Here is a 25,829-nt window from a genome sequence, read left to right as displayed (position 1 = left end):
GGCTGGCAGCGATCCGCACGGACGTCCCGTCATTACGGGTCCCACAGGATTCCAGTCGGGTCAGGCGCCGCTCGCTGCAGCGAAGGCCGGTCCCACTGGAAGACGTCTGTGCGGTTGGCCCGAGTCGATCACGACGCACTGACATAAGCGTGCGATCAACTGGGCAACAGCCTCAAGCAGTATCGGGCCAGCATCTGAGCGAAGCAAGTTTCCGCACGGCGTGGCGCGAACGATCACCCGGAAGGCGTACTCCGTTCCGGGTATGAGGTCGCTCGCTGCGGATCCTCATGACAGCAGGGTGATCGATTCGTTGCATGGCGTGACGAGCCGTGCAGGGACCATCCGCCCCGACACCCAGCGTGCGGCAAGCGGAACGGCCATATAGCCCGGTCAATTCACGTCACGACACTGGATCGAAGGATCGCGCCTAGATATGCGAACGCCGAACCGGAGTTGGCGATCCGTTCCTTGAGCTCACCATCGGCCTCGTTGACTCAAACTCCGAGCGCCCTCAGGCGGCGCAGGACCTCGTCGGCGCCGAGCGCCTGGGTGATGGCGTGTAGGTCAGGGCTGCGGGTGGAGCCAGTCAGCGCGACGCGGACGAGTTGAGAGGCTTCGCGGATCGAGCCGGCGTATGCGTCCGGGTTGTTCTTGTACTCCTTGGCGGTCGGGGCGAAGCCGTGCGTTGCGGCCAGTTCGCGGAGCTGGTTGAACCATTCCTGCGAGTCGGTACGGTGTTCGTACCCGTCGGCGAAGTCACGGGCGAAGCTGGTGGCGACGTCGGGCGCGACCCCGAGCGGTGTGATGCGCTGGTCGTTGGTGCCGGCGAGCGGGGTGAACAGCTGGGGGAAGAAGAAGCCGTAGGCAGGGCGGAAGTCTGACCACTTGTGCAGGTCTTTGCGTGGGTTGTCGACGCCTTCGCGCTCCACTGCGATGGCACGGAGTGCGAGGTCGGTTTCGGTGTTGAGCGCGTCGGCCAATTCGGGGTCGTGCTGGGTGGCCCAGGCGCGGACGGCGTCGAAGACTTGCCGGCTGGTGAGGGTGGCGATGTAGTCGGCGCTGATGTCTTCGAGCTTGACCAGGTCGACCAGCGGGCCGGCGGCGCCGCATTGGTCCAGCCGGATCGGTGTGGTGAGTGCGGCGTCGAGCGGCATTTCGGCGAGTCGTCCGTTGGCCAGGCCGCGCAGGTAGTAGAGGACTGGCTCGGCGGGGTAGCCGGCTTGCAGGTAGAAGTCGACGCTGGCTTCGGGGTCGTTGCGCTTGGAGAGCTTGCGTTTGCCGCCGGGGATCTGCTTCATCAGCGGCGCGATGTGCGCGTACGTCGGCGGGACGAACCCGAGCGCGTCGAACAGCTGTAGGTGCAGGGGCACCGAGGAGATCCATTCGTCGCCGCGGACGACCAGGTTCACGCGCATGAGGTGGTCATCGACGGCATGGGCGAAGTGGTAGGTCGGCAGCCGGGGTGACTGGTCGGACGATTTGAGGATGACCGTGTCGTTGCGGTTGGCCTCGTGCTCCAGCTCGCCGCGGATGGCGTCGGTGAAACGGACCCGTCGCTTCGCGGCGTCGTCCGGGGCGCGGAACCGCACGACGTACGGGGTGCCGTCGGAGAGCTTGGCAGCCACGTCGGCTGGGTCGGCGTCGCGCCAGATGGCCCACCGTCCGTAGTAGCCCGGCGGCACTTTCGCCGCTTGCTGGCGGGCCGTGATCTCGGCGAGTTCATCCTTGGTGGCGAAGCACAGGTACGCCTTGCCCTGGCGGAGTAGGTGCCGCACGTAGGTGAGGTAGATGCGCTCGCGGTCGGACTGGCGGTACGGGCCGTACGCGCCGTGCCCGTCGTCCTCGTCAGCGGCGAGGTGGAAGTACTCAAACCCGCGAGCGAACTGGGTCAGGGCACCTTCGACCTCACGGGACTGGTCGGTGTCCTCAATCCGTACGAGGTAGACGCCGCCGGAGTGCGTGGCGACGTCACGGTCGATGGTGGCCGTGTAGATGCCGCCGATGTGCACGAACCCGGTGGGTGACGGCGCGAACCGGGTGACCTGGGCGGCCTCGGGCAGCTGGCGCGGCGGGTACTGCTGTTCCCACTGCTCGGGCTCGGGCAGGTCAGCGGGGAACAGGGCGTCGATGACCGCGCGGTCCAGCATCGGTGGTGAGTCTCGCTTCCAGGTCGAATCTGATCATGGATCTACTACGGCACGCTGTGTCAGGTTAGCAATCGTGGCTGTCCGTCATGAGCTGGCGCAGGCACGGCGAGTGGTCACGGCGGGGTGAACGCCCATTGCGATGTGGATCATAGGAGCACGGATCGACGCCCCGGTTCCGGCCGGTCAATTCCATGGATACGCCGCTGCTGGTCGCCAGTCACAACATCAAACCCGCAGTCGCTACGTCAGCGGCGAGCGTGGTCGCCAGGGCGTCGATGGCCGGACTCGTCGCTGCTCGGGTCCGGGCCAGTGGGAGGTAGAAGTCGATGAGCTGGGTGCGGAATCGTTGGGTGCGGTCGGGGTTCGCGCTGGCCGGGAGGTCGCGTAGGTTGTGGACGCGGTCGGCGAGTTTGACGGCGAGCAGTTCGTCAGGCAGCGCTGCGATCTTGCGGTGGTAGGCGTCGTCGTCGCCGGGGCCACGGGGGCGTCCGGCGAGGCGATGGTCAGGGGTCAGCGCACGGAGTGCCTCGGCGGTGGCGAGGCCGAGTTCGTCGGCGATCTCCGCGACCGCATCGCATCGGATTTCGAGGGCGTCGTGTAGCAGCCCGAGCACGAGTGTCCGTGGCTGGTACAGGCCGGCTTCGTCACGGAGTATCTCGGCTACAGCGACCGGATGCTCGATGTACGGGGTTCCGTGGTCTCGGGTGGCGCCCTTGTAGACGCGGTCGGCCAGCTGGACGGCCCGAAGACCATGTTCGCGATCGGGCGTATGCCAGGCGTCGATGTGTAGACGGGCAGTGATTTGCGCGGGGGTCATCGCGCTGCTCCGCGCGACGCGAGGGTTGGCGTGGTCAGCGGGTCGGTGGGGATGCCGGCGCGGACGATCAGCGTGTCGCCCACGGCGAGGGCATCCAGATCCAGCGTGACAAACGCCTCGACAGCTTGCTGCGCGGTACGGATGATCGGGCGTCCCTTGAGGTTCAGCGAGGTATTCAGCAGCACAGGTATGCCGCTGCGTTGGGCGAATGCCTCCAGGAGATCGCGGAAAGCGCCGTGGCCGTAGGCGACAGCCTGGACGCGGGCGCTGCCGTCGACGTGGGTGACGGCGGCCAGCCGTCCTCGCTGGTCGGGGCGCACGAGGGCGGTGCGGTTCATGAAGGCGTCCACCGTCCCTTGGAAATACGTGGCGGCCTGGTCAGCGAGTACGGCGGGTGCCAGGGGACGGTAGGACGCGCGCTGCTTGAGCTGGTTGACTCGGTCTCGTATCTGCTGGCTGCCAGGGTGCGCGAGGATGCTGCGGTGGCCGAGGGCGCGGGGCCCGAACTCCATGCCGCCCTGGACCCAGCCGACGACGCACTGGTCCGCGAGCAGGCCGGCGACCCGGTGGATCAGCTCGTCGTGGGCGAGGCCGGTGGTTACGTGGTGGGCGATGGTGCGTAGCTGCGATGGGTCGACGTTGCCGGGTTGTGGTCCCCAGGCTGCGTCGACCGGAGCGGTTGGGGCGGGCAGGCCGAGGCCGAAGCACCAGCCATAGAGGGCGGCGCCGAGTGCGGTGCCGGCGTCGTGCGGAGCGGGCGGCACGTAGAGCGTGGCGAATCCGGCCCGCTCGGCGAGGGTGGCGTTCAGTCGCGTGTTGAGCGCGCAACCGCCCGCGAACACGAGGGCATCGGCTCCCGTGATGCGGCGTAGGTGGGCGGCGACGTGGACGACGGCGTCCTCGAACAGCTCCTGGGCTGCGGCGGCCAAATCGGCGCGGTCCTGCTCGGAGTGGGCCGCCACGGTGTCACGGCTCCACACCCGTCCGCCGAGCCGGATGGGAGCGTCCAGATTGTAGGAGCCCACGGCTGGGTGGATGCGTATCTGGCCGGCGGTGCCGAGCTGGACCAGGTCGCGGAGCTCGTTGCGGTACCGACACGGATCTCCGAGCGCGGCCAGTGCCATCATGCTGCCCTCAGGCTCGTCCCCCGGCGCGACGCACCGCACCGCGAGGTTGCGGTAGAAGTGGCCGAGGGAGTGGCTGCGGCGCACCAGACCGCCCGCAGTGGCGGGTTCATAGGTTGGGGGCGCGTGGTGGACGCGTTCCCAGCCGGACCAGGTCAAGTCATAGCCGCTGATGCGTTCGCGTCCGGCGAGGTCAGCGCCGAGTGCGCTGCCGCCGGCGTCGACGACCAGTCCGGCGGCGTGGTCGGCCTCGGCCAGTGGGAACGCCGACAGCACGTGGGCGGTGTGGTGGCTGAGCAGGCGCAGTCGATCACCGAGCGGGCGCGGCAGCAGACGGGCAAGCTGGGTGCGCTCGGTACTCGCCCATGCGCCGGTCGCTGGTGATGGCGCCATCGAGGCCGCCCATACCGTGTCCACGTCGGAGGCGGTGATGCCGGCGGCGTTGAGGCAGTAGCGCAGCGCCTGGTCGGGGGTGGACAGGTAATCCTCGCGGCGGGTGCGGTTGTGCTTGACGCCGCTCCAGCGTTCCTCTTCGGCGGCGATGATCTGGCCGTCGACGATCAGGGCGGCGGCGGTGTCGTGGTGGAAGTTGATGCCGAGTGCGACGCTCATCGCGTTCCCCCGTTTCGGCTGATCGTGGACAGCGGTATGAAGGTCGGCGAGGTGGGACCGGGCGGGATGCCGGAGTCGGTGTACTCGTGGCATTTCAAGCAGAAGCGGTAGTGATCGGTGCGCTCGGCAAACAGCTTGTCGGCGAAGTCGTCGTCCCACACGCTGAATTCGCTGTCGACGGCCGCCATCGCGTTGAAGCAGCGGTAGCAGGAGCCGTCTTCCTGGATCATCAGGTGCCGGTCGCGGTTGCGGTGGCATAGGCCGCGCAAGGTGTTGGATGGTTGGCCGACGTCGATGTGGTGGACGTGGTTGGTCACGTGGATCGCGCCGTGCGCTTGGCACAGGTCGGCCAGCCAGCGGAGTCGTTCGCCGGCGATGGCCTCCAGGACGCTGTTGACGACCACGGTCGTGCCGTGCGCCGTCAGGACGGGTACGACCTGCGCGACGTGCTCGTAGTTGTGATGTTCGTCGTCGCAGCCGATCAGCACCTGGTCGTAGCAGGCCACGACGGTGTTCAGCAGTCGGCGGTTGCGGGCGATGGTGATGGCGTTCGTTCCGAGCACCGTCAGGCGACCGGCCGCCGCGGCGCGGGCGTCGTGGCTGAACGTCACGAAGTCCTTGTGGACGGTGGGTTCTCCGCCGTTGATGTGCAACTGGTGGTACGGGATCGTCGCGAGCTTGTCGAGGATCGCCTGGAAGGTGGCGCGGGTCATGTTCGCGCCCTGGTTGCGGGCGGCGAAGATGCAGAAGTCGCAGTCCCGGTTGCATTTGGTCGTGATCTTGATCTTCGCGGTGGTCAGGACCCGGCCGTCTGGGCGCGTGGCCGGCGCGGTCATGATGCCAGTCCCGCGCTGTCGGCGAGGTTGGCGGAGAACAGCGCTTGAACGACCTCGAGCTCGGCGGCGGCGTTGTCCAGGAAGTGGCGCAGCGATTGTGGGGTGGTCGGCGGTGGAGGTGCGAGCCGAAGGAACTGTTCGGTCAGCGTACGCAGCGGTGCAGGCAGCATAGGGCGTGCTGCCCGAAGGGTTCGGATCGCGCCGTGCAGGTCCTTGGTTTCCCGGTCGATCAGGTATCCGGTCTCGGCCAGTGGCGGTGGTGAAAGGTAGTAGGAGTAGCGGGAGATCCGGCAGCGTAGTGCACCGACCGCGCTAACCACTTCGGCCCATGTCGGCGTGCTGGCTGACCGCACGCGCTCGGGCACCGGGGGCAGCGAAGCAATCGCCTCGTGCGCCTGACGGAGTAGTGCCGGGGATGCCGAGGCGTCGCGGTATCCCGTATGTGCCAACGCTAGGAACTCCGTAGCCGCGGAGACGGCGGAGGCGTGTAGGGCCTCAGTTTTGCCCGACATGCGTCGGCGGGTGCACAGACTCACGGTCGCGAAGACCATGGGCGCCAGGTAGTGCCAGCACACGCAGTGTGCGCCGTACCGCTCGGCGTCGAGCACCACATTCTCGGCGGAGTCGGCCTCCAGCCGGTACGCGCCGCCGACGCGCGCACTGATGATGGCCCGGTAGAACCGTTCGTCTTCTGCGCTCCACGGTCGGGCCAGGGCTTCCTTGCGCCAACGGTCGACCGCGGCGCGGTCACCGAAGCTGTGGCTCCACGTGGCGACCTCGGCAGCGGGGACCAGATCTGCGTCCACCTCGCCTCGCAGGAACACCCAACCCGGGGGGTGTTCCAGAACGCGCCGCAGGATCGGATCGGCGATTACCATCTCCCGCTGCAGATGCGCAAGCTGTTTGTTGAAGCTGAACCAGTCAGCCGGCGGTTCGTCGATGACGATGCGCAGGTCGATGTCGGAGTGAGGCCACACCAGGTCGGTATCCTGCCACTTCTTCGTCACCGTGACGTGGGTGCCCAGGCGACCGGCGAGCTTGTGGCCGTAGCGCGCCCCAATGGCCTCATAGCTGGTCAGCGGGGCGGCGTCGAAGGTGCTGCCATTGCGGGAGGGACTGATCAGCGGTGGCCGCACATGCCACCCCCGTTGGTGGACTCGGCCGAGGCGCTGCACCGCGGCCCGAGGGCGTTCACAGGTACCAGGGGCAGCACCTGGACGCCTGTGGGGCGCTCGATGCGGTCCCAGCGCAGGTCGTAGTCGACGTAGTGGTAGCCGCGCCAGGCCGGATTCGCGTCGCGTTCCAGGATTGCGGTGAACAGGCGGACGAACGCGTGGTGCAGTCTGTTGTCGTCGAGGTACTCGCGGAGTTCGAGGTCTCGGTTATGCAGGATGCACGGTCGTGCAATTCCCGTCGGTGTGATCTTGATGCGGTTGGCGTCTGAGCATGTCGCGCAGCTGGAGTTGGAGATGAAGGAGAAGCTGCCAGCCCACCCGGCGGGTCGCACGTAGTTGCCTGGGCTGCGTACGCCCAGCGCGGCGCGGCTGACGTCGTCCGCGTTGGCGTACAGGTCGGCCAGTCGCTGGGTCACCTCGACTTCCGAGATGAATTCCTGGGGGAAGAGCAGGGTGGCCGGTCCGATGTTCTGCAACTCGATCAGTCGCACGGAGATCGGCAACGCGCGGGCCAGGTCGAGCACGGCGAACGCGTCGTCAAGGTAGCTGCGCTGCAGCACGCAGTTGATCTTTACCTGCATGCCCAGGTCCAGCGCGGCCTGGACGGTGTTCAGCGCGCGGGCCGGGTCACCGCCGCCCATGATGTCCGCGCTGTGCTTCGGGTCGAGGCTGTGGATGCTGACGTTGACGTAGGTGAGACCCGCGTCGTGCATCGCCTCTATGGTCAAGCTGCGGCGCAGGTTGCCGTGCGTGGTGATGCCGATGTTCGCGTTCGCGCCGAGTCCGTCTCGCAGAGCGGCGAGGATGCCAAGGATGTCGGTACGCAACGTAGGTTCCCCGCCGGACAGGTGCGCCTTGCGAACACCCCACTGGCCGGCCACGCGGGCGATCGCCTCGTAGTCGGCGACCTCGAGGGGCTGGTCCTTCGGGCCGTAGTCCTCCACGCAGCGCGGCTTGCAGAAGACGCAGTCCCGATCGCAGATCGAGTTGACCGTGAATGCCAGGTACGGGTGGTTGCGACCGGTCGCGGCGAATCGAGCGCGAAGCTCTTCGCGCTCGTCGTCGATCGACAGCACATCAGACACGTCATGCTCCCTCGGTAGTCGGCGCCGGTTGAATTGCCACGAGCGGCGAGGTAACCAGGCCACGCAGGGGGCTACCGGTCAGGTAGCGATCCAGGTTGTCGGCGAAGAACTCCACCGCGTGGTCCATGTACCGGTGGCTGAATACGGACGTCTTGGGTGTCAGCACCACGCGCGGATGCTGACGCAGCGGATCATTCATCGGCGGGGGCTTGCGCGCCGTCACATCAAGCCCACACCCGGCGAGATGCCCATGCGCCAGTGCGGCGGTCAGGGCAGGCTCGTCCACGGTGGAACCCCGACCAACGTTGATGAACACCGCGCCGCGCGGCATGGTGGCGAACCGCCGCTCATCGAAGAACCTCATCGTGTCTGCGGCGGCGGGAAGGAGGTTGACGACGACCTTCGCTTGCGCCAATGCCTCCTCCACCCGCGAAGCATCGAACCAGCCCGTGATGGGCGAAGGCTTGGAGTCGGTGGGCGGCAAGGTCCGGCGGACGCCGAGTACGGTCATGCCGCAGGCATGGGCCAGCCGGGCCACGTCGTTTCCCACCGAACCGCAGCCCACGATCGTCATCGTTGCGCCCGACACGTCGAAGAAGCTGGCGGCAATGTCCGACTTCCACCACAGGTCGGTGCGCTGCCTCGCCATGCCGACGAACAGGCCGCGCGCGAACCCGAGCACCAGGCCCATGACGTGCTCGGCGATCGGTGTGCCGTGAAATCCGAACGACCGGGTCACCGTCACCCCGCGCTCGATGGCCTCGTGCAGCGGCAGGTGATCGACGCCGGCCGCCGGACTCGCGATCCACCGCAACCTGGATGCGACCGAGAACCAGGCAGGGGCGAACCGCCACCCGAAATACGCCTCTGCCGTGCGCAGCACCTGCACGGCGTGGCGGGCGTCGGCGATCTCCACGAGCGACACGGTCGGAAATCGGAGGTCGAGCAATGACCGGTGACGCGCGGCGAAGGCCCAGAAGCCATGATCGGATCGCAGATCGATCGCCACCTGCATTCGATTCACCCCTGGATCCGTTGTCGAGCTGTCCGCCGTTCGAGTCCAGCAATCGCCACGGCGATCGGGCAGACCCCCGGTCCGTGAATGTGGGGAACTGTGAATAGGGTCCCGTGAACGTCGTGAACTTCAACGAGCCCGCAGTTCGGGCCAGACGCGCGTGTCACGGTTCCGCTACTCTGCGATGGAATCGATGGATAGGGAGACGCCGATGAGTGACACTCCCGCCGCCGCGCTGGCTGATCTGCTGCGGTTGGCGGATTGGGGGCCGCGTCAGCTCGTGAATGCGATCAACACGCGGCTGTCCAGCCAGGGTCGGGACCGTCTGCGGCTGGACCCGACAGCTGGCTACTCATGGATTCAGCGAGGGTTCCGCCCTCGCCCTCCGATCCCCGATGTCGCGGCCGCGGTGCTGACCGACCGACTGGGCTTCACCGTCACTGTCGAACAGCTGTGGCCCGGTCGCGGACCGGCACATGGTGGGCGGTCGGCGGCGACCGGTTTGGACACAGTGACGCATCTCGACGATCTCGTCCGGGAGCTCAGCGAGTTGGCCACGACCTCACCGACCCCGCGTAGCCCTGTCGATGACGCCTCGGGTGCCGATCTGACGGCAGCGGTCCTGGACCAACTGCACGGCGCGGTCCTGGTCGCCCGGAATCGCGCCGGTCATGAACACGTGCTCCCCGAACAGGTCGGCCTGATCGAGGCGCATGTCTCCGCGTTGCGACGCCTGGATGATCGGCACGGCGGCGGAGCGCTGAGCCTGCGGTACGTCACCGCTGAACTGCGCAACATCGTCGATCTCGTTGAGTACGCAAACTACGATCTGGCAACCGGTCGAAGGCTGCTCACGATCGTGGCTGACCTTGCCCAATTGCTCGGTTGGTTGCATTTTGATTCGAGCCGGTACGGCTCGGCAGAGCGGTATCTCCTGCTCAGCGTAGGTGTGTGCCGGGCACTCGACGCGCACGATCGAGCTGCAAATGCGATTGGCATGCTGAGCTACGTCTCAGCGTTCGCCGGCCACGGTCCGGAAGCCGTGCGGCTAGCGGAAGCTGCCACTGCCGAGTGTCGGACCAGCGATCCGATCCTGCGGGCGCGTCTGCTTGGTCGGGAGGCGACTGCGGCGGCGGCCGATGGTGATCTGGCCCGATTCCGGCGCTGTGCCGACGGAGCCGCCGAGCTGCTGGAACGTGGCCGAGCGCAGGCGGGACCGTCGTTCCTGTACTACCTCAGTCCGATGCAACTGGCCGCGGAAGCTGGCCAGGGGCTGGTCGTGCTCGCCGAACGGACCTCCACGAGCCGCGATCGGCTGTTGTCGGAAGGAATCGGGCTTCTCGCCGATTCGGTCGCGAGGATGACCGCGCTGAGGGACGAGAGCGGGCCGACGTACGCCCGCTCGGGAGTACTTCACACGAGCTTTCTGGCGCAGGCCCATCTGCGGCGTGGGGACCTGGCCGAGGCCGTCGACGCGCTGCGATCCGGCATCGGACTCCTGCCGATCGTGCAGTCGCCGCGGGGACGCAACTACCTGCGGCAACTGCGACCCGCCCTGGCCCGGCGGTCACGCTCCCCGATCGTCGCTGAGTTCCTACCGCAGTTCGATGAGGCATTATCGACTGTATGACGAGTGATCTTTCCATCCCCGCCGACTGGGCTGCGCTGGCCGGCGAGGTCGCCTTCGTCGAACGCCCAGTCGACCATGTCGATGCCGTGCGCCTGCTGGCCGCCTTCTACCAGGAACAATGCGGGCGATACGGCTTCGCTGAATCCGTTGACCTCACGCCAGACGAGTACCGCGCACCCAACGGCATCTTCATCGTCGCCTACCAGCGTGACCAGCCGGTAGGGTGCGGCGGCTGCCGCTGGCATGACCGAACAACGGCCACCGCCGAGATCAAGAAAACGTACGTCGTTCCGGCGGCGCGCGGACAAGGCATCGGTCACGCTCTGCTCGACCGCCTGGAAGGTGCCGCGGTCGCGTGGGGCGCCCGCCGGACCATCCTGGAAACCGGCGTCCGCAACACCGCCGCGCTCAGCTTGTTTACCGGTATCGGGTACCAGCCGACGGCACGCTACGTCGCCGGACGTGACCCGTCGATCAACCGGGCATTCATCAAGACGCTGACCGACGCATCCACCGTCCGATAATCGCCGACTCCTTTTCCGCCGCGATGCCATGCTCGTCGAAACGCTCATGGTCGACGGCACGGCCTCCGTCCCGCAGCCAGGCCCACGTGTCCTGAACCGTTTCGGCCAGCGGGCGGCACTGCAGACCGGCCGCGTGAGCGCGGTCGACCCTCATGCCCCAGGGAGCCGCCGCATTGCGCCAGAGCGGCAGCTCCGTCCACTGCGTGACCCCTTGGCCCACCAGCCAGTTCTCGTCGACCCAGACCAGGTCCACCGGAAGTCCGTCGGACGCGGCGGTGGCTTTCATACAGGCGTACAGCATGTCGCCGTAGGTGGCCGCCTCCGGCCGCGGGGCCACGTTGAACAATCCACACTCGCCGTCTTCGACACGGTCGAGCAGGAACAGGGCAAGGTCCCGGACATCAACAGGCTGGATCGCTCGATCAGGTCCGGGGGCCAAGACCTGACCGCCCCGCCACATCCGCGCAAGCCACCACGGCAGCCGTCCGACGTACTCGTAGCGACCCAACACCACATGCGGCCGAAGCAGCAGCAGCCGCTGCATCCCAAACGCCTCCCGGGAGGCAATCTCACAGCCCACCTTCAGCGGCCCGTACGCATCCGGATCCCACCGGCGCGTCCCCGGATCGTCGTCGGGGTCGGCGTCCCAGATCGGCGACTCCTCGTCGACTGGAGCGTGAGGCCAATCCCGGTACGCCGAGATCGTCGACACAAACGCACAACGCTCGGCAACGTCGGCGAGCACGCTGGCGGACCGTCGAACCACGGCCGGCACGCTCCCGTTGACGTCAACGACGACGTCCCACGGGCCAGACCGAGCCAGTGACCGAATATCGACCTCCGACTCACGATCGCCGACAATCCGGCGAACGCTAATCGGGAGCGGCGCCGCAGTGACGCCCCGGTTGAACACTGTCACGTCATGACCCCGTGCCGTCGCATCTTCGACGACAGCACGGCCGACAAACCACGTGCCGCCCAGCACTAGTACCCGCACCGGTCCATTGTCATCACCCAGCTCTCCTGCGCGACCGGCGACAGCTGAGTTCACGGAGTTCACGCAACGGTTCACAGCGTTCCCGCTGTTCACGGCCATCGATCATTCCCACTCGCGCGACCACCTGGTCGACTGGTCATCGCGATCGCCGTCGCTGTCCTGACCGAAGTGAGGCACACCGGCGATCCAACTCAGCCGGGGCGGGTGCGGCGCCAGATCGGCCTCATGCCTCCGAGGCCGGTCCGGTGAGAGATTCACCCGCCTCGGCGCCACTGGACCACGTCCCATTCGCCGCCGCAGGGAATCGGCACCTTCCTGCGGCTTGAGCTTGGAGTTGCAATGACGCACGCGTACCGGCCGCCGCCGGCGCTCGCGGCGACCGACTTTTGGCTGCTGAGCCATCACGACAGATCCGGTCGGCTGCTGGCGCCGTACCGGGTCGTCGCGATCGGGCTGGCGGCTGCGCTGTTGGCGGAGCTGCTGCTGGAGGAGCGGATCGGGTTCGACGAGCACCACAGGGTAGTGCCGGTGACGGAGTTCCCGCCCCGCGACGCGTTGACGCATCAGGTGCTGGACCAGCTACACGGCGAGGAGCGGCTGCCGGTGCAAGTCTGGCTGCGGCACCTGGCACACACGTCGTACGAGGCGGTGGCCGAGCGGATGCTGCGCCGACGGCTGGTGGTCAAACTGGAGGACCGCAAGCTGCTGGGCCGATCCCGGACCGTCTACCGCCCGGTGGACCCGAATGTCGCCGGCTGGCCAGCAGCCCGGCTGCACGTGTTCCTGGTGGAGCAGCGCGCGTTCACCGAGCCTGATGCGGTGCTGGCTGGGTTGGCGAAGGTGACCGGGCTGCATCTGCGGGCGGTGGAGGGCGGCGGTCGCGTCACCGAGTCGTATCTCGACACGGTGGTCGCCGGTACCCGGCCGTTGTTTCAGCAGCTGTTCGCGCATACCGCGGCGGTGGTCGGTTCGGCGGTCATGGCCAGCCGCTGACCCCTCGCGCTTCTGTCCTGTCTTGCAACACCTTTTCTCGTGATGAGGAGCTGTTCATGTCTGCAGCGTTTCAGGCGCCGGTCCAGCGGGGCCGGCCCAGTAATGTCCTGGCGTCATTGGAACGCACCGGGCTCGGCCTGGGCCGGCTGATCGCGGCGGCGTTCGCCGCGGTCGCCCCGGCCACGGTGGTGTTCGGCGGCGCCACCGGCGGCTGGGCGGTCACCGGCGTCATCCAGATGCCCCTGGCCTACGTCGCGGTCGCCGCCGTGCTGGCGGTGTTCTCGGTCGGGTACGTGGCGATGTCCCGGCAGATCATCAACGCCGGCGCGTTCTACAGCTACATCACCGCTGGCCTCGGCCGTATCCCCGGTGTCGCCGCAGCCATGATTGCGTTAGAAAGTTACAACGCTATGCAAATCGGACTATTCGGTGGCTTCGGCTACGTCCTGCACGTCTTCCTCCAAGCCCGGTTCGGCGTCGACATCGCCTGGTGGCTCCTCGCGGGCGGGGCGTGGCTGCTGGTCGCGATCCTGGGACTGCTGCAGGTCGAGCTGTCCGGCACCATCCTGGCCATCCTCCTCGCCTGCGAACTGGTCGTGGTACTGGTCTTCGCCGTGGTCCACGTCGCCCACCCGGCCGGCGGTCAGACGACATTCGACGCACTGTCGCCAGCACATCTGTCCTTCGCCGGGTTTGGCGTCGCCGCCTGCACCGCGATCGCCGGCTACGTCGGGTTCGAGTCCGCCCCCGTCTACTCGGAGGAGGCGCGCAACGCGACCCGGACCGTGCCCCGGGCCACCTACATCACGCTGACCGTGGCGATGCTGGTGTACACCTTGTGCTCGTGGGCGATGGCCGACGCCGCCGGCCCCACCCAGGTCATCGACCTGGCCACCAAGCACACCTCTGAGCTGCCGTTCGTGCTCGCCCAGCCGTACCTGGGCCAGATCTGGCTGGACGCCGGGCATGTGCTGTTCTGCACCAGCCTGTTCGCCGCGCTGTTGAGCTTCCACAACACCTCCGCCCGGTACGCCTTCGCCCTCGGCCGCGAAGGGGTATTGCCCCGCTGGCTGGGGCGGTTCAACCGGGCCAACGCCCCGGTGTGGGGCTCGCTGACTCAAACCATCCTCGCCGCCATGGTGCTGGTGCTGTTCGCGGTCGAGGGCTGGGACCCGTTCATCAACCTGTTCTTCTGGATCACCGTGCTCGGCGGGTTCGGCGTGCTCATCCTGATGACCGTCACCTCTGCCGCGGTGGTCGCGTACTTCGCGACGCAGCCCGCCCCCCGCCGCGCTGGGGTCGGCGTGTGGCCCGCTGCGGTGGCGCCAGCGCTGGCCGCGGTACTGCTCGGTGTCATTCTGGTGCTGACCTGGCAGCATTTCGACCTGCTCCTCGGCGTGCCCGCCGATTCGGTATGGCGATACACCCTGCCGGCCAGCTTCGCCGTCGTCGCAGTGCTCGGCGCGGCCCGCGCCGCTTACCTGCGCGCGGTCCGGCCCGAGGCGTACGCCGCCATCGGCCAGGCCGGTCCGGACACCGGCGGCCTCGGCACGCCCGCCGCGGCACTGCCCGGGGCGGTCGGCTCGCTTGGCACCGCCGGCGCGAGCACCGACGGCCGGTCGCCGCGAGGGCCGGGCCGATGACCGGGCCGGAAACGATCTGGACCGCGAGTGCGGCGGACCAGCCGCTGCTCGCGGCGGCCCTCGCGGAGGCGTTCCACGGCGGGGACCTGGCCGGCTGGCTGGTCCCGGACCCGCACGAACGGGCTGCGATATACCCCGGCTACTTCGGGCTGCTCCTGGACGGGTTCCTCGCCCAACCCAACGTCCGCGTCGAGGTGTACGACGCATTCCACGGCGTTGCCGTCTGGGCCGCGGTCCAAACCCGGTTCAGCCTGCCCATCCCCAACTACCAGCAGCGCCTCGCCAACTGCTGCGACCCGCACACCGAACGGTTCACCGCCCTCGACGCCGCCATGGACCAGCATCACCCGCTCGGCCCGCACGAATACCTGGCCTACCTCGCCGTCGTGCCCAAACACCAACGGCAGGGCATCGGTACCCAGCTGTTGCGCCACCGTCTCGGCCGGCTCGACATCGCCGGCCGTAGCGTCTACCTCGAAGCCACCGGCGACCGTAACGCTGCGCTGTACCGCCGCCATGGCTTCCGGTCGCTGCCACCCGTCCTGCTCAGCGACGGCGTCGCGTTGTATCCGATGCATCGCCCACCCAACCCGACCCAGCAGCTGTAACCCGCCGGCTCGCCCTGCGCCCAGGCCGATCCGACACGGGCGCGGCCCGAACCCCTCTCGTGCCAGTCGGACCGCACCCCCACCGGGAGACGCCGTCCGCGACGGCGTCTCCCTGGTCGGGCCGACGGCGGCCCGTGCCGTCCCATCCGGGATCCGGGCTCGGATGGGAGGCCGCCGCCGGCCCTACCCTCGGGCCGCCCGCACCGCGCTCACCTCGCAGCTCCACGCGGCGCGGGCGGCCCGCCCACCATTCAAAGCCGATCACGAAGAGGATCAACGTTGATGTTCCGAACCGGCGCCGACCGACCGACGCCGACGACAGGGCCACACCAGCCACGGTTGCACCCGCCGCGGCGACAGCCAGCGTTCCTCGACCTGCTCCCCGCTGCCGCACAAGCCGCGTGGCAGCCCCCACCCGGCGAGCCGATCAACCGTCGACCGCCCGCAGCAGGCCACATCGCGGGCCCGCCACCGCGGTGGAACGCCCGCAACCAGTCCCCGCAGCGGCCTCGCTGGCTCACCAACGCCACCAAGCTGCTGACTGTCGCAGCGCTCGCCGCCGCCCTGGCCGCGGCACCAGCCCCGGACCGGGGCGATCGTCAGCTCGGCCGGGCTGACCACGCCGGCGGGCTGACCACGCCGCGGCACCTGGCCAACGGCAGCGCACGCACCGCATCCGAACCGGCGAGTCGTCCATGAGCTCGACGAACCTGGTGCAGTCCGCTGCCGGTACGGCCACCACGCACGCCATCACCGACCGGTTCCGGCAGCTCGCCACGGCCGACGGACACCGCATCGCGGTCATCGAACGTGACCGCACGGTCACATTCGCGCAGCTGTGGCAGCTGGCCTACCAGCACGTCACCCAGCGCCAGCCCAGCGGTGGCATCGTGCCGATCCTGGCCCAACCCGCCGCCGGCACGATCGCCGAAGCCCTCGCCGTCTGGCTGTGCGGCGCCATCCCGCTACCGATCCCGCTCGGCATCCGGGCCACCACCATCAGTGCCGCCATCGCCCAGACCGCGCAGACCACCCACCAGTGTCAGCCGTGGCGCGCCCACCTGACCACCGCGTACGGCGGCCGGCACATCTGGACCGCCGGCGGTGAGCCACCCACCAACCCACGGGTCGGCACCGCGATCGGCCTCACCCCGGGCGGCACCGCACTCATCGCTGCACCACTGCACGCCGCCGCGATCTTCGAAACCGCCATCCGGCACCTGCTCACCGGCGGCACCGTCGTCCTCCAACCGCAGTTCATCCCCGCCGGCTGGCTGCACACCGCCACGCACACCCGCCCGGACTGGGCAGTACTCGCCCCCGGCCAGATCAAAGCCCTGCTACAGCACCGGCAACACCGGCCCGGCTGGCTCGGCACCGCCACCCGCACCCTGCGCCACGTCGTCGTCCCAGCCACCGTGCCCCCACCCGACGCCAACCACCTGGACGACTTCGCCACCATCACCGACGCCGCTGTCACCATCTGGTACCACGCACCCGGGTACGACGGCGCCACCACCCTGACCGGCGCGCCGGCGACCGCGCTCACGACGCTGCCCGGCCTGCGGCTGCGCACCGTCGACCCAGCCGGCGAACCCACCCCACCCGGAACCGCCGGACTCATCGAAGCCGCCAGCACCACCAGCACCACGACCGCCCACTGCGCCGACCAGCCCTGCCCACCCCCGACCGCCTGGCGCACCAACGGCGACATCGGCACCCTCACCTCGAGCCTGCGCCTCACCCTGCACCGCCTCGAACCCACCGAGCACTACCTCGGCCCCACCGGACAACGCCTCCGCGGCACCGCACTGCGCCGCACCATCACCGCCCACCCCGACATCGCCGCCGCCGCGGTCCACGTCATCCCCGACCACCACGGCCGGCCCCGAGCCCAGCTGCGCATCTGGCCCCGCAACGGCCTCGCCACACCGCTCACCGCCGACGCCATCGCCGCTCACTGCATCGCCCACGACACACCCGTGTTCGCCCACCACATCCTGATCGCCGCCACCCCCGCCCCACACCCCGCGGCAGGCATCCAATGACACCCAACTCCCTGTCGCCGGAATCAGATCCACACCTGGCCGCCGTGGCCGGCCCGCTCGCCGAGATGACCGGGCTGCTGCATGCACTCGACGCCCCCGGCTGCGACGGCATCAGCTGCCGCACGCCCGCCTTCCACGACCGCAGCACCAGCACCTGGCGGCATTTCCGGGACCTGACCCGCTGTAACGCGGACCGCCCACTGCCCGACGACCCTCGCAGCGACAACCACGGACCTCGACCACGACCGTGACCCGGCCCGGCCATCGAGCCTGACCCCTGTGACTGGATCCCCGTACCATCCGAACCCGCCCCGCTTGCTGGGGCGTTCAACGGGATGGATGAGTTCCGCGCGGCGCTGAGGGGTGCCGCCGAGTAGGCGCACACCGCGTACCCTGGCTGACCGGGGATCGCCGACTCACCGCCGTGGACCGTTGGCTGCGATGCATGGACCACCGCTTGGCGGGCCCCGAGCCCGACATCGACCCGGACCTGGGCAGCCAACCCAATCGTGCCGGGCTGCTCGCCGGCTTGGCCCGCAGACCGCCACGTCGGCGGGTCACCGGATAGCAACGCGGACCTCGGCTCTGCCGACAGACCCCGGGTTGCGGCACGACCGAGCCCCCCGGAACCCCCTTGCCCCACGGGTTCCGGTGGAGAACGGGTGGGGGCCCCGGCTCGGTGCCCCAGGCCGTATCGAACGAGGTCCGCCGACTCCGACCGCGCTCGGGGAAGCCGAAATGTCGGGATGAGCGCGTGGTCCGGAATCCACGTCGTACCTTGACCGGCGGCGATTCTCTGCCGTTGCAGGGATATGTCCTCGTCCGTTCGGGCGATACGCTGGACAGCGACCCCGATTGGAGCGCTCCCACGGAGCCCTTGGTGGTCACGAAGATGCTCGTTCGGTTGGCAGCGAGAAACGCTCCGCGAACCTCGGACTGGATCGGTTGGCATGATCGATTGTCACGGGTGTTCGGTGGTGGAGCGCCGTAGTGCCGGCTCAGGCCGCGCTGTCCCATCAGGGCTGCCGGAACTGTCGGGACCATGCGTTCGCCCCTGGAGTCCGCGCCCGCCCCGTCAAGCACATCGTTTGAGGCTATTGTTCCCGTTCGTCCTCGTCCGTTCGGCCGATACGCTGGACAGCGACCCTCGATGGAGCGCTCCCAGGGAGCCCTTGGTGGTCAAGAAGATGCTCGTTCGGCGGGGCGCGAAAGAGTCCGAGAGCCCGCAGCGGATCGAGGCTGGATGATGGTTACGGATGTTCGGAGGGTGGCGTGGCGCGACACAGCCGGCTCAGGCCGCACTGGTCGATGCCGCCGGTCACGGCGGCACAACGGGACGCGGCGCTGCACGCGTTGGGCCCGCGGCACTGGGCGCTGCTGGGCCTGTTAGCCGAACACGGCGTGCTGGACACCAGCCAGGTCACCCGGCTGCTGTTCGACAGCCGTCCGACGGCGGTCCGCCACCTGGGGACGCTGGTCCGCGCCGGGCTGGTCGGGCGGTTCGTCTACGGCACTGACCGCACCCACCTGGCCTCCTACGAGGCCACGGCCGCCGGGCTGCGGGCTGTTGAACAGCGGCTGCGGCAGCAAGGCCGACCGGTGCCGGCGATGCTCGGCCGGGAGCCGAGCGAGGTCAACGAGTTCTTCGCCCGCCTGGCCGCCGCGCCGCAGGGGCACCTGTACCGGTGGCGACGCCGCGTGGACACGGTGACCTGGTTGGGCGATCACGACATTCGCGGGGTGCGCCCGCAGGCGTACGGGGTGTGGGTCGAGCAGGGCGTCGCGGTGCGGTTCCTGCTGCACGTCGATCATCACGAGCCATCCCCGTCCGCCGAGACGCCACCGCCACCGCCGGCTCGGGCGCTCGCCGGCTACCGCGATGTGCCCCGCGGCGTGCCGGTCACCGCGATCCTGGTGCTCGCCCGCAGCGCGGTGCGCGAGCACGAGCTGCATCAGGCCCTGGCCGTGGCGGCGCTGCCGGTGACCGTGGCGGCGACCACCTGGAGCCGGTATGGCCAGGCCGTCAGCCCGGCCGAGGCGATCTGGAGCGTCGCCGGCGCCGACCCTGCCGCCCACGTACGGCTGGCCGAGCTACCCGCGAACTGATCAACCAGGCCGCCACCATGCGCTGACCAGCCCCGCTCCCGGCGGATGGGCATCGTACCTCGGGCACCCAACTGGTTGGGTGCCCGCACCGCACACGCCGCACGCCGGCTACCCAACGGTCCGTCCACATCGGACCGGCTTGGCCGCGTTCGGCCCGGGTCCTCACTCTGTTGGTCTCCGGGTGTTCCCCAGCACTGAGTACCTGGGTGAACTCCCGACCTCCATTCGTTACCGGCGTAGGCCAGACGGCCTTCGCCGGAACTGATCGAAAGGTGACTGGTCTACATGACTGCGACAAACGGCCATTCCGGCCACAGGGATCCCGCACGCCGAGGACGGCCCGGCTCATCTCTGCTGGAACAGGCCACACGACGACGTCGACCGACCCCTGATGAGCGGTGGTCGATCGAGCGTCTCCAAGACGATCACATCCGGGCCGTCGAATCGGCTGCGGCGGCGGTGTTCGACAACGGTCGCACCGCCGGCGACGGCATCGTGCACGGTGGACGCCGGGACGTGCCAGCCGACGTCCGCGGCGTAGCAGGCGTGGCCGGGCGGCTGTGCCAGCATCGCTTGCGCGGCCCAGTTGGCTGTCGTGCTTGCTGGTCGGCTTGGTGCCACGGTTGGCGTCCGACTAGAAGACGACACCGAGAACGACACCCGCCGGTACCCAACCGGGCTGCTCACGCGGGATGTCAGCACCGCGGGCAGGCCCTGCGACGGACCTGGGGGTCCTCTTCTTGCCGGGGTGGGCAGGGAGGTGATGCGTATGCGTCGGCTCAACGCGGGTGAGTCGCTGCTGCGGGTGCAGTCCCAACTGACCCGCCGCGACCGTCAACTCCTGTCCTGGCTCTACGATCACGGCACACTCACCTCGGTCCAGATCAGCCACGCCCTGTTTCCCTCCCAGGATGTCGCTGCTCGGCGGATGCGGGTGCTGCACCGGCTCGGCCTGGTGGAGCGTACCCGGCCGCTGCGGGAGGGCGGCGGCTCCTACCCCTGGCGGTTCCTGCTCAGCCCGCTGGGTGTCGAGGTCGTGGCCAGCAGCCGGGGCGATGAACTGCCCCGCTCCGACCTGTACGCCGCCCGCCGTCGGGCGCTCATCGACGGGCCCGGGTTGGCGCACCTGCTGGGCCTCAACCAATTCTTCATCGACCTGGCCGGCCACGCCCGGACGCACCCGCAGGCGGCGCTGTTGCGCTGGTGGTGCGACCGGCAATGCCAACAGGTCGGTGCGTTCGTGTCGTACCTGCGCATGCCGGTCCGGCCGGACGGGTTCGGGGTGTGGCGCGACGACCACAACGCATCGACGTTCTTCGTTGAGCACGATACTGGGAGCGAGAAGCTGTCGGTCCTGGTGGCCAAGCTGGCACGCTATGGCGAGTTCGTCGTCAACGGCGCACCGCGCTGGCCGGTGCTGTTCTGGCTGCACAGCAGCCGCCGGGAGCAGCACCTGCACGACCTGCTGCGCGACGTCCGTGTGCGGGTACCCGTGGCGACCGCCGCCCGCGACCACGCCCGCCGCATCGGCGCCGGCCCAGCGGACGCGATCTGGCTGCCCCGCGGCCACCACGACCGTCCGCTGCGGCTGGCCGAACTACCCTCGGCCCCGCCACCGCACGACATCGCCGACCAGCTCGACGCCGAGGAGAACGACGACCCGGACGACCCGATGCACGGGCGGGCAGCGTGAGCCGCAAGGGACAACGATTCGCGGTCCAGCCGGGTGGTCCTGCGAATCGCCAGTGTCGCTGGACGCGAGCACGCAATGGACGCGGCCGGCCCGGTTCGGGTGAGCAGAACCCGCGCCGCCCGCCGAGCTGGCCCACCGGCGAGCAGCCATGCCCCGGGCGACAATAGACAGTCATAAACGTCACCCAACTGGATTGGGTGGCTGGGTACCCAACCGGGCGGGCAGCACGCCAGTTGGGTCGGTACCCAGACCCCCAGTTGGGGGCCCGTCGGTCCTACCACCCAACTGGATCTTGCCACGACCTGACCCGTCAGCCACCTTCCTGCTCACCCGCGGCCGGTGAGCGGGTGAGCCGCACTGTCCAACGTCGCGACTCCTGGGCGGGCCGGCACCGGCTCGTCCGCGCCACCATGCCGCCGATGGCGACCGCGAGCCGGGCGACGGTCGCGCCGCGCTTCTGCGCGGCGTCACTGAATCAGTGCGGCAGCGGCAAGGTTGGGGGTCGCCGTGCCGTGACCGTGCCGGAACGGTTGGCCGTTTGGCATCCCTCCGGTGCGACTCGATCACCCTTGCCGTAGCCGCGCCGGGAACGGGTGGAATCGGTTCCGGAGGAACGCCAGCACGACAACCTCGGCGTCAGCGGCCGTCCCGCCGGTGGATGGGGAACCCACGCGCCCGTCGCCGCCGGATTCCGTTCCGCGGGGCGGGTCAACCGTGCCGTCGCCGGGCGGAACACCGACGCGGAACAGCAGGGGCGGAACGGGCGGGGAGCGTCTGCGGAACGGTTGCCGCCGTTCCGCTCTGCGGATGGGGAACAACCACGCCGCGGTGTCCGCCACCGCCACCGCCACCCGAGCCTGCCCAAGACCGCCTTGCGCCGAGTCCACTCGCGCGACCCGCTGGCGGCAGCGCTACCAACCCACTATCCGGAGCGCCCCGCTGCGGGCAGAAAGGAGCACCAACAAGATCAACCCTGTCAGCACTCACGCTCGGCATCGCGACGAGCCCACGCCGGCCCGGTCATCTCCGACCGGGAAGCCGCCCCGAACGCGGGGCGGCAGTCCTACCAAGAAAGAAGTAGACCGATGACAACATCGACACCAGACAACAACTCGACAACTCGATCACGAGACGCCGAATGGTTCGCAGCCGCGTGGCTGCGAGGCACGCCGGACGAGGCGGTCCAGACCATCCCGGTCATCGCCGTCGTCCAAGAGCTGCTCACCGTGCTACGTGACGAACAGGTTCCAGAGCCCGACGCCTACCGCACACTGTGCCGGGCCGTACGGCTACTGAGCGTCTTCGCCGCCGAGCCACCGGCCAAGCAGCACACCCAGTCGGGCGAGGACCAGTACCTCCGCGGCCTGCGGACACACGTGTTCGCCGTCGACGACATCGCCGACAGCGAGCAATCCTGGCGGTTCGCCAAGGAAACACTGCACGGCTCGCCGCGCCGGGCCATCCGGACCGAACCGGTGATCGCAGTCGTCGCCGACCTGCACGCCATGCTGCTGTACGGCGGCCCGACACAGCCAGCGCACACCGCGGTCCGCCGGGCCGTACGGCTACTCAGCGTCTACACAATCGACGACGACCACGAACACTGCCCGCACCCGGCCGGATAGACACCTATCCTAGCCGGCACCGAAAGGCACGCGGCGAGCCCCGCGGTGAACGCGACCAGCATTCCGCTGGACAGCAACCCACCGCCGGGCTCGTCGCCGTGCCGCGCCCGCCGCTCTCCCATCGCCGATTCCAACGCCAGGCAAGGAACCGGTCCAACATCGAAGCGCCCAATTGGGTATCGCGGCGGTGCTGCGCGACCGGTAACGGTGCCCGCCACTCGCCGGACCTGTACTGATTTGCCGTGCCGTGCGAATCCCCGTCAGTTTGTGGTGACGGCGACAGTCGGTCTTGGCCCTTCCGCGGCCATGCCAAGGGCGAGACCGGTCGCCGCCGACCCCGTCTCGCCCGCGGATCGAACCCCTCCCCACCCACGCACCGTCCCCGTCTCGCGTGCTCGCCTCTCGGGATCTGCCCGTGACGATAGCTGCCGCAAGGTACGGCTGGCCACTAACAACCTTTACCCGTAACGGCTCCGTGGAGCGTTGCCGTTCGAAGTCAAGCCAAGAAAGGGGGATGTCGACACCCATGCTGTCGATCCGCTACACCACCAGCCTTCTGACCCCGCCACTAGGAGCACCATGCCTCAACGCAGGCCCGGCGAACCGAGGGCTCGCCGCACTGCACAACAGCGGCCGCCCGCCGCGCACTCCAACCCAGACCACCGCACGACGGCTCCCGACCCGTCCGGCCTCGAAGCCGACAGGTCGAGCGCAACGACGGCCAAACCGGCGACCGCCGCAAGAATCGACCAAACTCCATATGAGAACACACCGGGCCACCCGCAGGCACGCGGCACCCTGCCCATGGCCCGACACCTGACCGACCCGGCCATCGAGGACTGGATCCAGCAACTGGCCGCCTCCGCGCCCCCGATGACCGAAGACCAGCGCGCCCGCCTCTCCCGACTGCTACGCCTCAACAAGCGCCGCGTTCAACGACCAGCCGCATAACCGGACCGCACCGGGTGCCACGCGACCACCGTCTGGCTCGTGGCACCCGGCCCGCTCGTCGTGGCCGTTGAACGGCGGCCTGAGCCAGGGGCCGATCGCGCTAGAGCAGCGCGGGCCCACGTACCGGCGAATTCATCGATGTCGAAAGTCTACGGCAGTCGATGCGTACCGCAGATCGCCCGCCTTACGATGGGGCCGTTGTCGGTAGAGGCGCACCGACGCGGACGTTAGAGGAGCGCGCAGTCCAGGGGCGACGACGCCGCGCCTGGTGGCCTCAGCTGCTGCTTCGGCGCAATGCTGATCGCGTTCGTCGTCAAGCAGTTCGGCATTGTCGTTGGGCAGCAGGTCGGCTCGGTCACCGAAAGGGTCAATGCGACGGGATCCCAATGACCTCCACATCCACGCCGTCGCTGCGCAGCCGCCGAACGGCCCGGTAGAGGGCCACCTGCGAAAACGTGAACAAGGTCTTCGCCGTGAGCGGCTTGCCCGAGGCAAGCGCGATGCCGTACACGACCTTCTTCGGCTTGAACGAGGCGGTGAAAGTCCGACTCGGGTCGGCGGCCCGTACCATCTTGGCCAGCGCGACGCGTGCGTCACGCTCGTGGCGGAGCGCGTCGACGGCCACCTCGCCCTGCTGGAACAGGTGGCTTAGCGGCGAGGACCGACCCGCGCGCTTGATATGGATGAGCTCGTTGTTAGGCCCGAGCAGGTCGCACCCTTCGATGCCGTACGGGTGCTGGCGGGTGTTCAACAGCCGCTTGTCGAGCAGCACGAAGCCGTGCTTGGCAGCGTGCTTGTTGTAAGCGTCTTCGCTGTCCAGATCGCTCGTCCACGGCGGGAGGGTGATGGTGGAGCGCCGGTCGAGGATTTCCTCGATCTCGCTGCGAAGGAAGTCGAGGTGGTGCTCGCCGATCTCGTACCACTTGCCTTCCTGGTAGATCATACGAGCGGCACCGTGGACGACCTCGGCCGTGATCCACTTGTGCACCGGCTCCGGCGCCGCCAGCGGCTCGCCGCCGGTCGACTCAGGGCAGAGCGCGATGGTTCCGCCCTTCAGCGTCTTGAGCCGCATGCCCGCCGGCCGGGTCCGGACCCGGCCGAGGATGGTGTCCAGGTCGAGATCGGACCGGTAGACGCGGCGGTGTCCGGTCATCTTGATCTGGTACGCCGCGGCGAACGGCTCGTGTTCCACCTGGCTGGTCGGCATCGTCAGTCCGAGGTCCTCGGGGTCGATCTGCCCGAGCAGGTCGTCGAGGTGCTGGTCGAGTTCCTCAGTCCGCGCACCACTCGGCAGCGGGCGGACCTGAGCGATGAACTCGAGTTCGGGGGACGGCGTGTCAGCCGCACAGACCCGCGTGATCTCGCGGAGGTCGTCGAGCAGGCCGGCCGGGTCGACGCTGAGCGGGATCTGCAGCGAGTTGGCACCAGCAACGGACACCGGACGCTTGGTCAGCCGCGTGACTGTCAGCCGCGGGTTCTTGAGCAGCGTGCCGCAGAGCTGACCGATGATCTCACCCCAGTGTTCGATATTGAACTGACGGATGTGCGAACCGCCCGGCACGAGACTCCGGTCCACCCGTCCGGTGGAGGCGAGCAACCTGCGGGTGATTCGCACGACCCGCTCGGCCCCGACGGCACGGATGGCGAAGCCGATACCGAATCCAGGGTCGAAGAGATCGGGGTTGACCATGTGCCGGCCCACCGTGCCATAGGTGAGGGCGTATACCACCGCGTCGACGGCAAGGAGGATCGCTCCTCCGGCACTGCTGTACCCGACCGCGATGTGGTTGCCGGTCAGGCCCGTGATGATCGGGCACCAGTCCGCCTGGTCGCGCGGCACCCGCCCGTGCACGAGGAGTGCCGGGGCGTCGGCGATCGCGGTCGGCGTGATCTCGAAGTCCTGTTCACGCAGGTACCGGTGGTTCAAGGCGCCCTTGAGCCCGTCCGGGTTGGGCGGGACACCGTCGAGGCGGTACAGCGTGGTGCGGTAGGTGCCGCCGATCCGGCGGCCCTGTGCACTGTTGCGGTTCGGGGAGCGCACGCCGCGCCGACGGATGCTGGCGCCGCGCTTGTCGTCATCGAGCGTATGAGTCGTGGATTCGTACATGGACAGGCCCTTCGCGGTTGACCTCGCCCGACCTGATGCCGGGAGACTGGGAGGCATGAGAACTCGTCACGCCCTCACGCGCGACATCTCACT

Annotated in this window: 20 protein-coding genes; 11 read left to right on the top strand and 9 right to left on the bottom strand. The window is 68.8% G+C overall.

What is annotated here, in order from left to right; translation table 11 throughout:
- Positions 1-494 precede the first annotated feature (494 nt).
- The 7 genes from ACQPXD_RS30440 to ACQPXD_RS30410 form a co-directional block, all read right to left on the bottom strand.
- Entirely contained in the window at positions 495-2,147 is a 1,653-nt protein-coding gene (locus ACQPXD_RS30440) for a glutamate--tRNA ligase (RefSeq protein ID WP_432824754.1), read from the bottom strand.
- Positions 2,148-2,364: 217 nt separating this feature from the next.
- Positions 2,365-2,964 carry an HD domain-containing protein gene (locus tag ACQPXD_RS30435; protein WP_432824753.1) on the bottom strand — a complete coding sequence of 200 codons (600 nt, stop codon included), beginning with the start codon at positions 2,962-2,964 and terminating at the stop codon, positions 2,365-2,367.
- Positions 2,961-4,700 carry a carbamoyltransferase family protein gene (locus ACQPXD_RS30430; protein WP_432824752.1) on the bottom strand — a complete coding sequence of 580 codons (1,740 nt, stop codon included), beginning with the start codon at positions 4,698-4,700 and terminating at the stop codon, positions 2,961-2,963. Before ACQPXD_RS30430 ends, ACQPXD_RS30435 begins: the two co-directional genes overlap by 4 nt.
- Positions 4,697-5,536 carry a radical SAM protein gene (locus ACQPXD_RS30425; RefSeq protein ID WP_432824751.1) on the bottom strand — a complete coding sequence of 280 codons (840 nt, stop codon included), beginning with the start codon at positions 5,534-5,536 and terminating at the stop codon, positions 4,697-4,699. Before ACQPXD_RS30425 ends, ACQPXD_RS30430 begins: the two co-directional genes overlap by 4 nt.
- Positions 5,533-6,672 carry a hypothetical protein gene (locus tag ACQPXD_RS30420; RefSeq protein WP_432824750.1) on the bottom strand — a complete coding sequence of 380 codons (1,140 nt, stop codon included), beginning with the start codon at positions 6,670-6,672 and terminating at the stop codon, positions 5,533-5,535. Before ACQPXD_RS30420 ends, ACQPXD_RS30425 begins: the two co-directional genes overlap by 4 nt.
- Positions 6,657-7,796 carry a radical SAM protein gene (locus ACQPXD_RS30415; protein ID WP_432824749.1) on the bottom strand — a complete coding sequence of 380 codons (1,140 nt, stop codon included), beginning with the start codon at positions 7,794-7,796 and terminating at the stop codon, positions 6,657-6,659. The genes ACQPXD_RS30420 and ACQPXD_RS30415 overlap by 16 nt, the downstream gene beginning before the upstream one ends.
- A gap of 1 nt (position 7,797) precedes the next feature.
- Positions 7,798-8,811: a D-2-hydroxyacid dehydrogenase gene (locus ACQPXD_RS30410; protein WP_432824748.1), complete on the bottom strand. Its 1,014-nt coding sequence runs from the start codon at positions 8,809-8,811 to the stop codon at positions 7,798-7,800.
- 211 nt (positions 8,812-9,022) lie between these two features.
- Here ACQPXD_RS30410 and ACQPXD_RS30405 point away from each other — a divergent pair, with 211 nt between their 5' ends.
- Positions 9,023-10,441, top strand: a complete 1,419-nt coding sequence (locus tag ACQPXD_RS30405; RefSeq protein WP_432824747.1) for a hypothetical protein — start codon at positions 9,023-9,025, stop codon at positions 10,439-10,441.
- The gene (locus tag ACQPXD_RS30400) at positions 10,438-10,965 is read left to right on the top strand and encodes a GNAT family N-acetyltransferase (protein WP_432824746.1); all 528 of its coding nucleotides are present in this window, start codon (positions 10,438-10,440) and stop codon (positions 10,963-10,965) included. Before ACQPXD_RS30405 ends, ACQPXD_RS30400 begins: the two co-directional genes overlap by 4 nt.
- On the opposite strand, the gene ACQPXD_RS30395 is transcribed toward ACQPXD_RS30400, so the two are convergent.
- Complete coding sequence (locus ACQPXD_RS30395) at positions 10,931-11,962, bottom strand: NAD-dependent epimerase/dehydratase family protein (RefSeq protein ID WP_432824745.1); 1,032 nt, start codon at positions 11,960-11,962, stop codon at positions 10,931-10,933. The two genes, ACQPXD_RS30400 and ACQPXD_RS30395, sit on opposite strands and share 35 nt — an antisense overlap.
- A gap of 339 nt (positions 11,963-12,301) precedes the next feature.
- On the opposite strand from ACQPXD_RS30395, the gene ACQPXD_RS30390 reads away from it, so the two are divergent.
- From ACQPXD_RS30390 to ACQPXD_RS30350, 9 genes are all read left to right on the top strand, one after another.
- On the top strand, positions 12,302-12,955 hold the full coding sequence (locus ACQPXD_RS30390; RefSeq protein ID WP_432824744.1) for a GOLPH3/VPS74 family protein: 654 nt from the start codon (positions 12,302-12,304) through the stop codon (positions 12,953-12,955).
- A gap of 56 nt (positions 12,956-13,011) precedes the next feature.
- Positions 13,012-14,598: an APC family permease gene (locus ACQPXD_RS30385; protein WP_432824743.1), complete on the top strand. Its 1,587-nt coding sequence runs from the start codon at positions 13,012-13,014 to the stop codon at positions 14,596-14,598.
- Entirely contained in the window at positions 14,595-15,206 is a 612-nt protein-coding gene (locus tag ACQPXD_RS30380) for a GNAT family N-acetyltransferase (RefSeq protein WP_432824742.1), read from the top strand. The genes ACQPXD_RS30385 and ACQPXD_RS30380 overlap by 4 nt, the downstream gene beginning before the upstream one ends.
- Before the next feature lie 695 nt (positions 15,207-15,901).
- Positions 15,902-17,254 (top strand): hypothetical protein, encoded by a 1,353-nt coding sequence (locus ACQPXD_RS30375; protein ID WP_432824741.1) that lies wholly within the window; start codon positions 15,902-15,904, stop codon positions 17,252-17,254.
- On the top strand, positions 17,251-17,505 hold the full coding sequence (locus tag ACQPXD_RS30370) for a hypothetical protein (RefSeq protein ID WP_432824740.1): 255 nt from the start codon (positions 17,251-17,253) through the stop codon (positions 17,503-17,505). Before ACQPXD_RS30375 ends, ACQPXD_RS30370 begins: the two co-directional genes overlap by 4 nt.
- Positions 17,506-18,526: 1,021 nt before the next feature.
- The gene (locus tag ACQPXD_RS30365; RefSeq protein ID WP_432824739.1) at positions 18,527-19,360 is read left to right on the top strand and encodes a replication-relaxation family protein; all 834 of its coding nucleotides are present in this window, start codon (positions 18,527-18,529) and stop codon (positions 19,358-19,360) included.
- A gap of 769 nt (positions 19,361-20,129) precedes the next feature.
- Complete coding sequence (locus ACQPXD_RS30360) at positions 20,130-21,053, top strand: replication-relaxation family protein (protein WP_432824738.1); 924 nt, start codon at positions 20,130-20,132, stop codon at positions 21,051-21,053.
- 1,085 nt (positions 21,054-22,138) lie between these two features.
- A complete protein-coding gene (locus ACQPXD_RS30355) occupies positions 22,139-22,678 on the top strand; it encodes a hypothetical protein (RefSeq protein ID WP_432824737.1) in 540 nt (179 codons plus the stop codon).
- Between the two features lie 804 nt (positions 22,679-23,482).
- Positions 23,483-23,629 (top strand): hypothetical protein, encoded by a 147-nt coding sequence (locus tag ACQPXD_RS30350; RefSeq protein ID WP_432824736.1) that lies wholly within the window; start codon positions 23,483-23,485, stop codon positions 23,627-23,629.
- Between the two features lie 367 nt (positions 23,630-23,996).
- Here ACQPXD_RS30350 and ACQPXD_RS30345 read toward each other — a convergent pair whose 3' ends face one another.
- Positions 23,997-25,736: a DUF6119 family protein gene (locus tag ACQPXD_RS30345; protein WP_432824735.1), complete on the bottom strand. Its 1,740-nt coding sequence runs from the start codon at positions 25,734-25,736 to the stop codon at positions 23,997-23,999.
- Positions 25,737-25,829 lie beyond the last annotated feature (93 nt).

Source organism: Dactylosporangium sp. CA-092794, assembly GCF_050948465.1.
GTDB lineage: Bacteria > Actinomycetota > Actinomycetes > Mycobacteriales > Micromonosporaceae > Dactylosporangium.
The sequence above is the reverse complement of the archived record's forward strand: the minus strand, read 5'-3'. Positions and strand labels throughout refer to the sequence as shown.

Bases quoted from the DNA above. Each gene is read 5' to 3' on its own strand.
- ACQPXD_RS30440 (WP_432824754.1), bottom strand. From the start codon at position 2,147: ATGCTGGACCGCGCGGTCATCGACGCCCTGTTCCCCGCTGACCTGCCC.
- ACQPXD_RS30435 (WP_432824753.1), bottom strand. From the start codon at position 2,964: ATGACCCCCGCGCAAATCACTGCCCGTCTACACATCGACGCCTGGCAT.
- ACQPXD_RS30430 (WP_432824752.1), bottom strand. From the start codon at position 4,700: ATGAGCGTCGCACTCGGCATCAACTTCCACCACGACACCGCCGCCGCC.
- ACQPXD_RS30425 (WP_432824751.1), bottom strand. From the start codon at position 5,536: ATGACCGCGCCGGCCACGCGCCCAGACGGCCGGGTCCTGACCACCGCG.
- ACQPXD_RS30410 (WP_432824748.1), bottom strand. From the start codon at position 8,811: ATGCAGGTGGCGATCGATCTGCGATCCGATCATGGCTTCTGGGCCTTC.
- ACQPXD_RS30405 (WP_432824747.1), top strand. From the start codon at position 9,023: ATGAGTGACACTCCCGCCGCCGCGCTGGCTGATCTGCTGCGGTTGGCG.
- ACQPXD_RS30400 (WP_432824746.1), top strand. From the start codon at position 10,438: ATGACGAGTGATCTTTCCATCCCCGCCGACTGGGCTGCGCTGGCCGGC.
- ACQPXD_RS30390 (WP_432824744.1), top strand. From the start codon at position 12,302: ATGACGCACGCGTACCGGCCGCCGCCGGCGCTCGCGGCGACCGACTTT.
- ACQPXD_RS30385 (WP_432824743.1), top strand. From the start codon at position 13,012: ATGTCTGCAGCGTTTCAGGCGCCGGTCCAGCGGGGCCGGCCCAGTAAT.
- ACQPXD_RS30380 (WP_432824742.1), top strand. From the start codon at position 14,595: ATGACCGGGCCGGAAACGATCTGGACCGCGAGTGCGGCGGACCAGCCG.
- ACQPXD_RS30375 (WP_432824741.1), top strand. From the start codon at position 15,902: ATGAGCTCGACGAACCTGGTGCAGTCCGCTGCCGGTACGGCCACCACG.
- ACQPXD_RS30370 (WP_432824740.1), top strand. From the start codon at position 17,251: ATGACACCCAACTCCCTGTCGCCGGAATCAGATCCACACCTGGCCGCC.
- ACQPXD_RS30360 (WP_432824738.1), top strand. From the start codon at position 20,130: ATGCGTCGGCTCAACGCGGGTGAGTCGCTGCTGCGGGTGCAGTCCCAA.
- ACQPXD_RS30355 (WP_432824737.1), top strand. From the start codon at position 22,139: ATGACAACATCGACACCAGACAACAACTCGACAACTCGATCACGAGAC.
- ACQPXD_RS30350 (WP_432824736.1), top strand. From the start codon at position 23,483: ATGGCCCGACACCTGACCGACCCGGCCATCGAGGACTGGATCCAGCAA.
- ACQPXD_RS30345 (WP_432824735.1), bottom strand. From the start codon at position 25,736: ATGTACGAATCCACGACTCATACGCTCGATGACGACAAGCGCGGCGCC.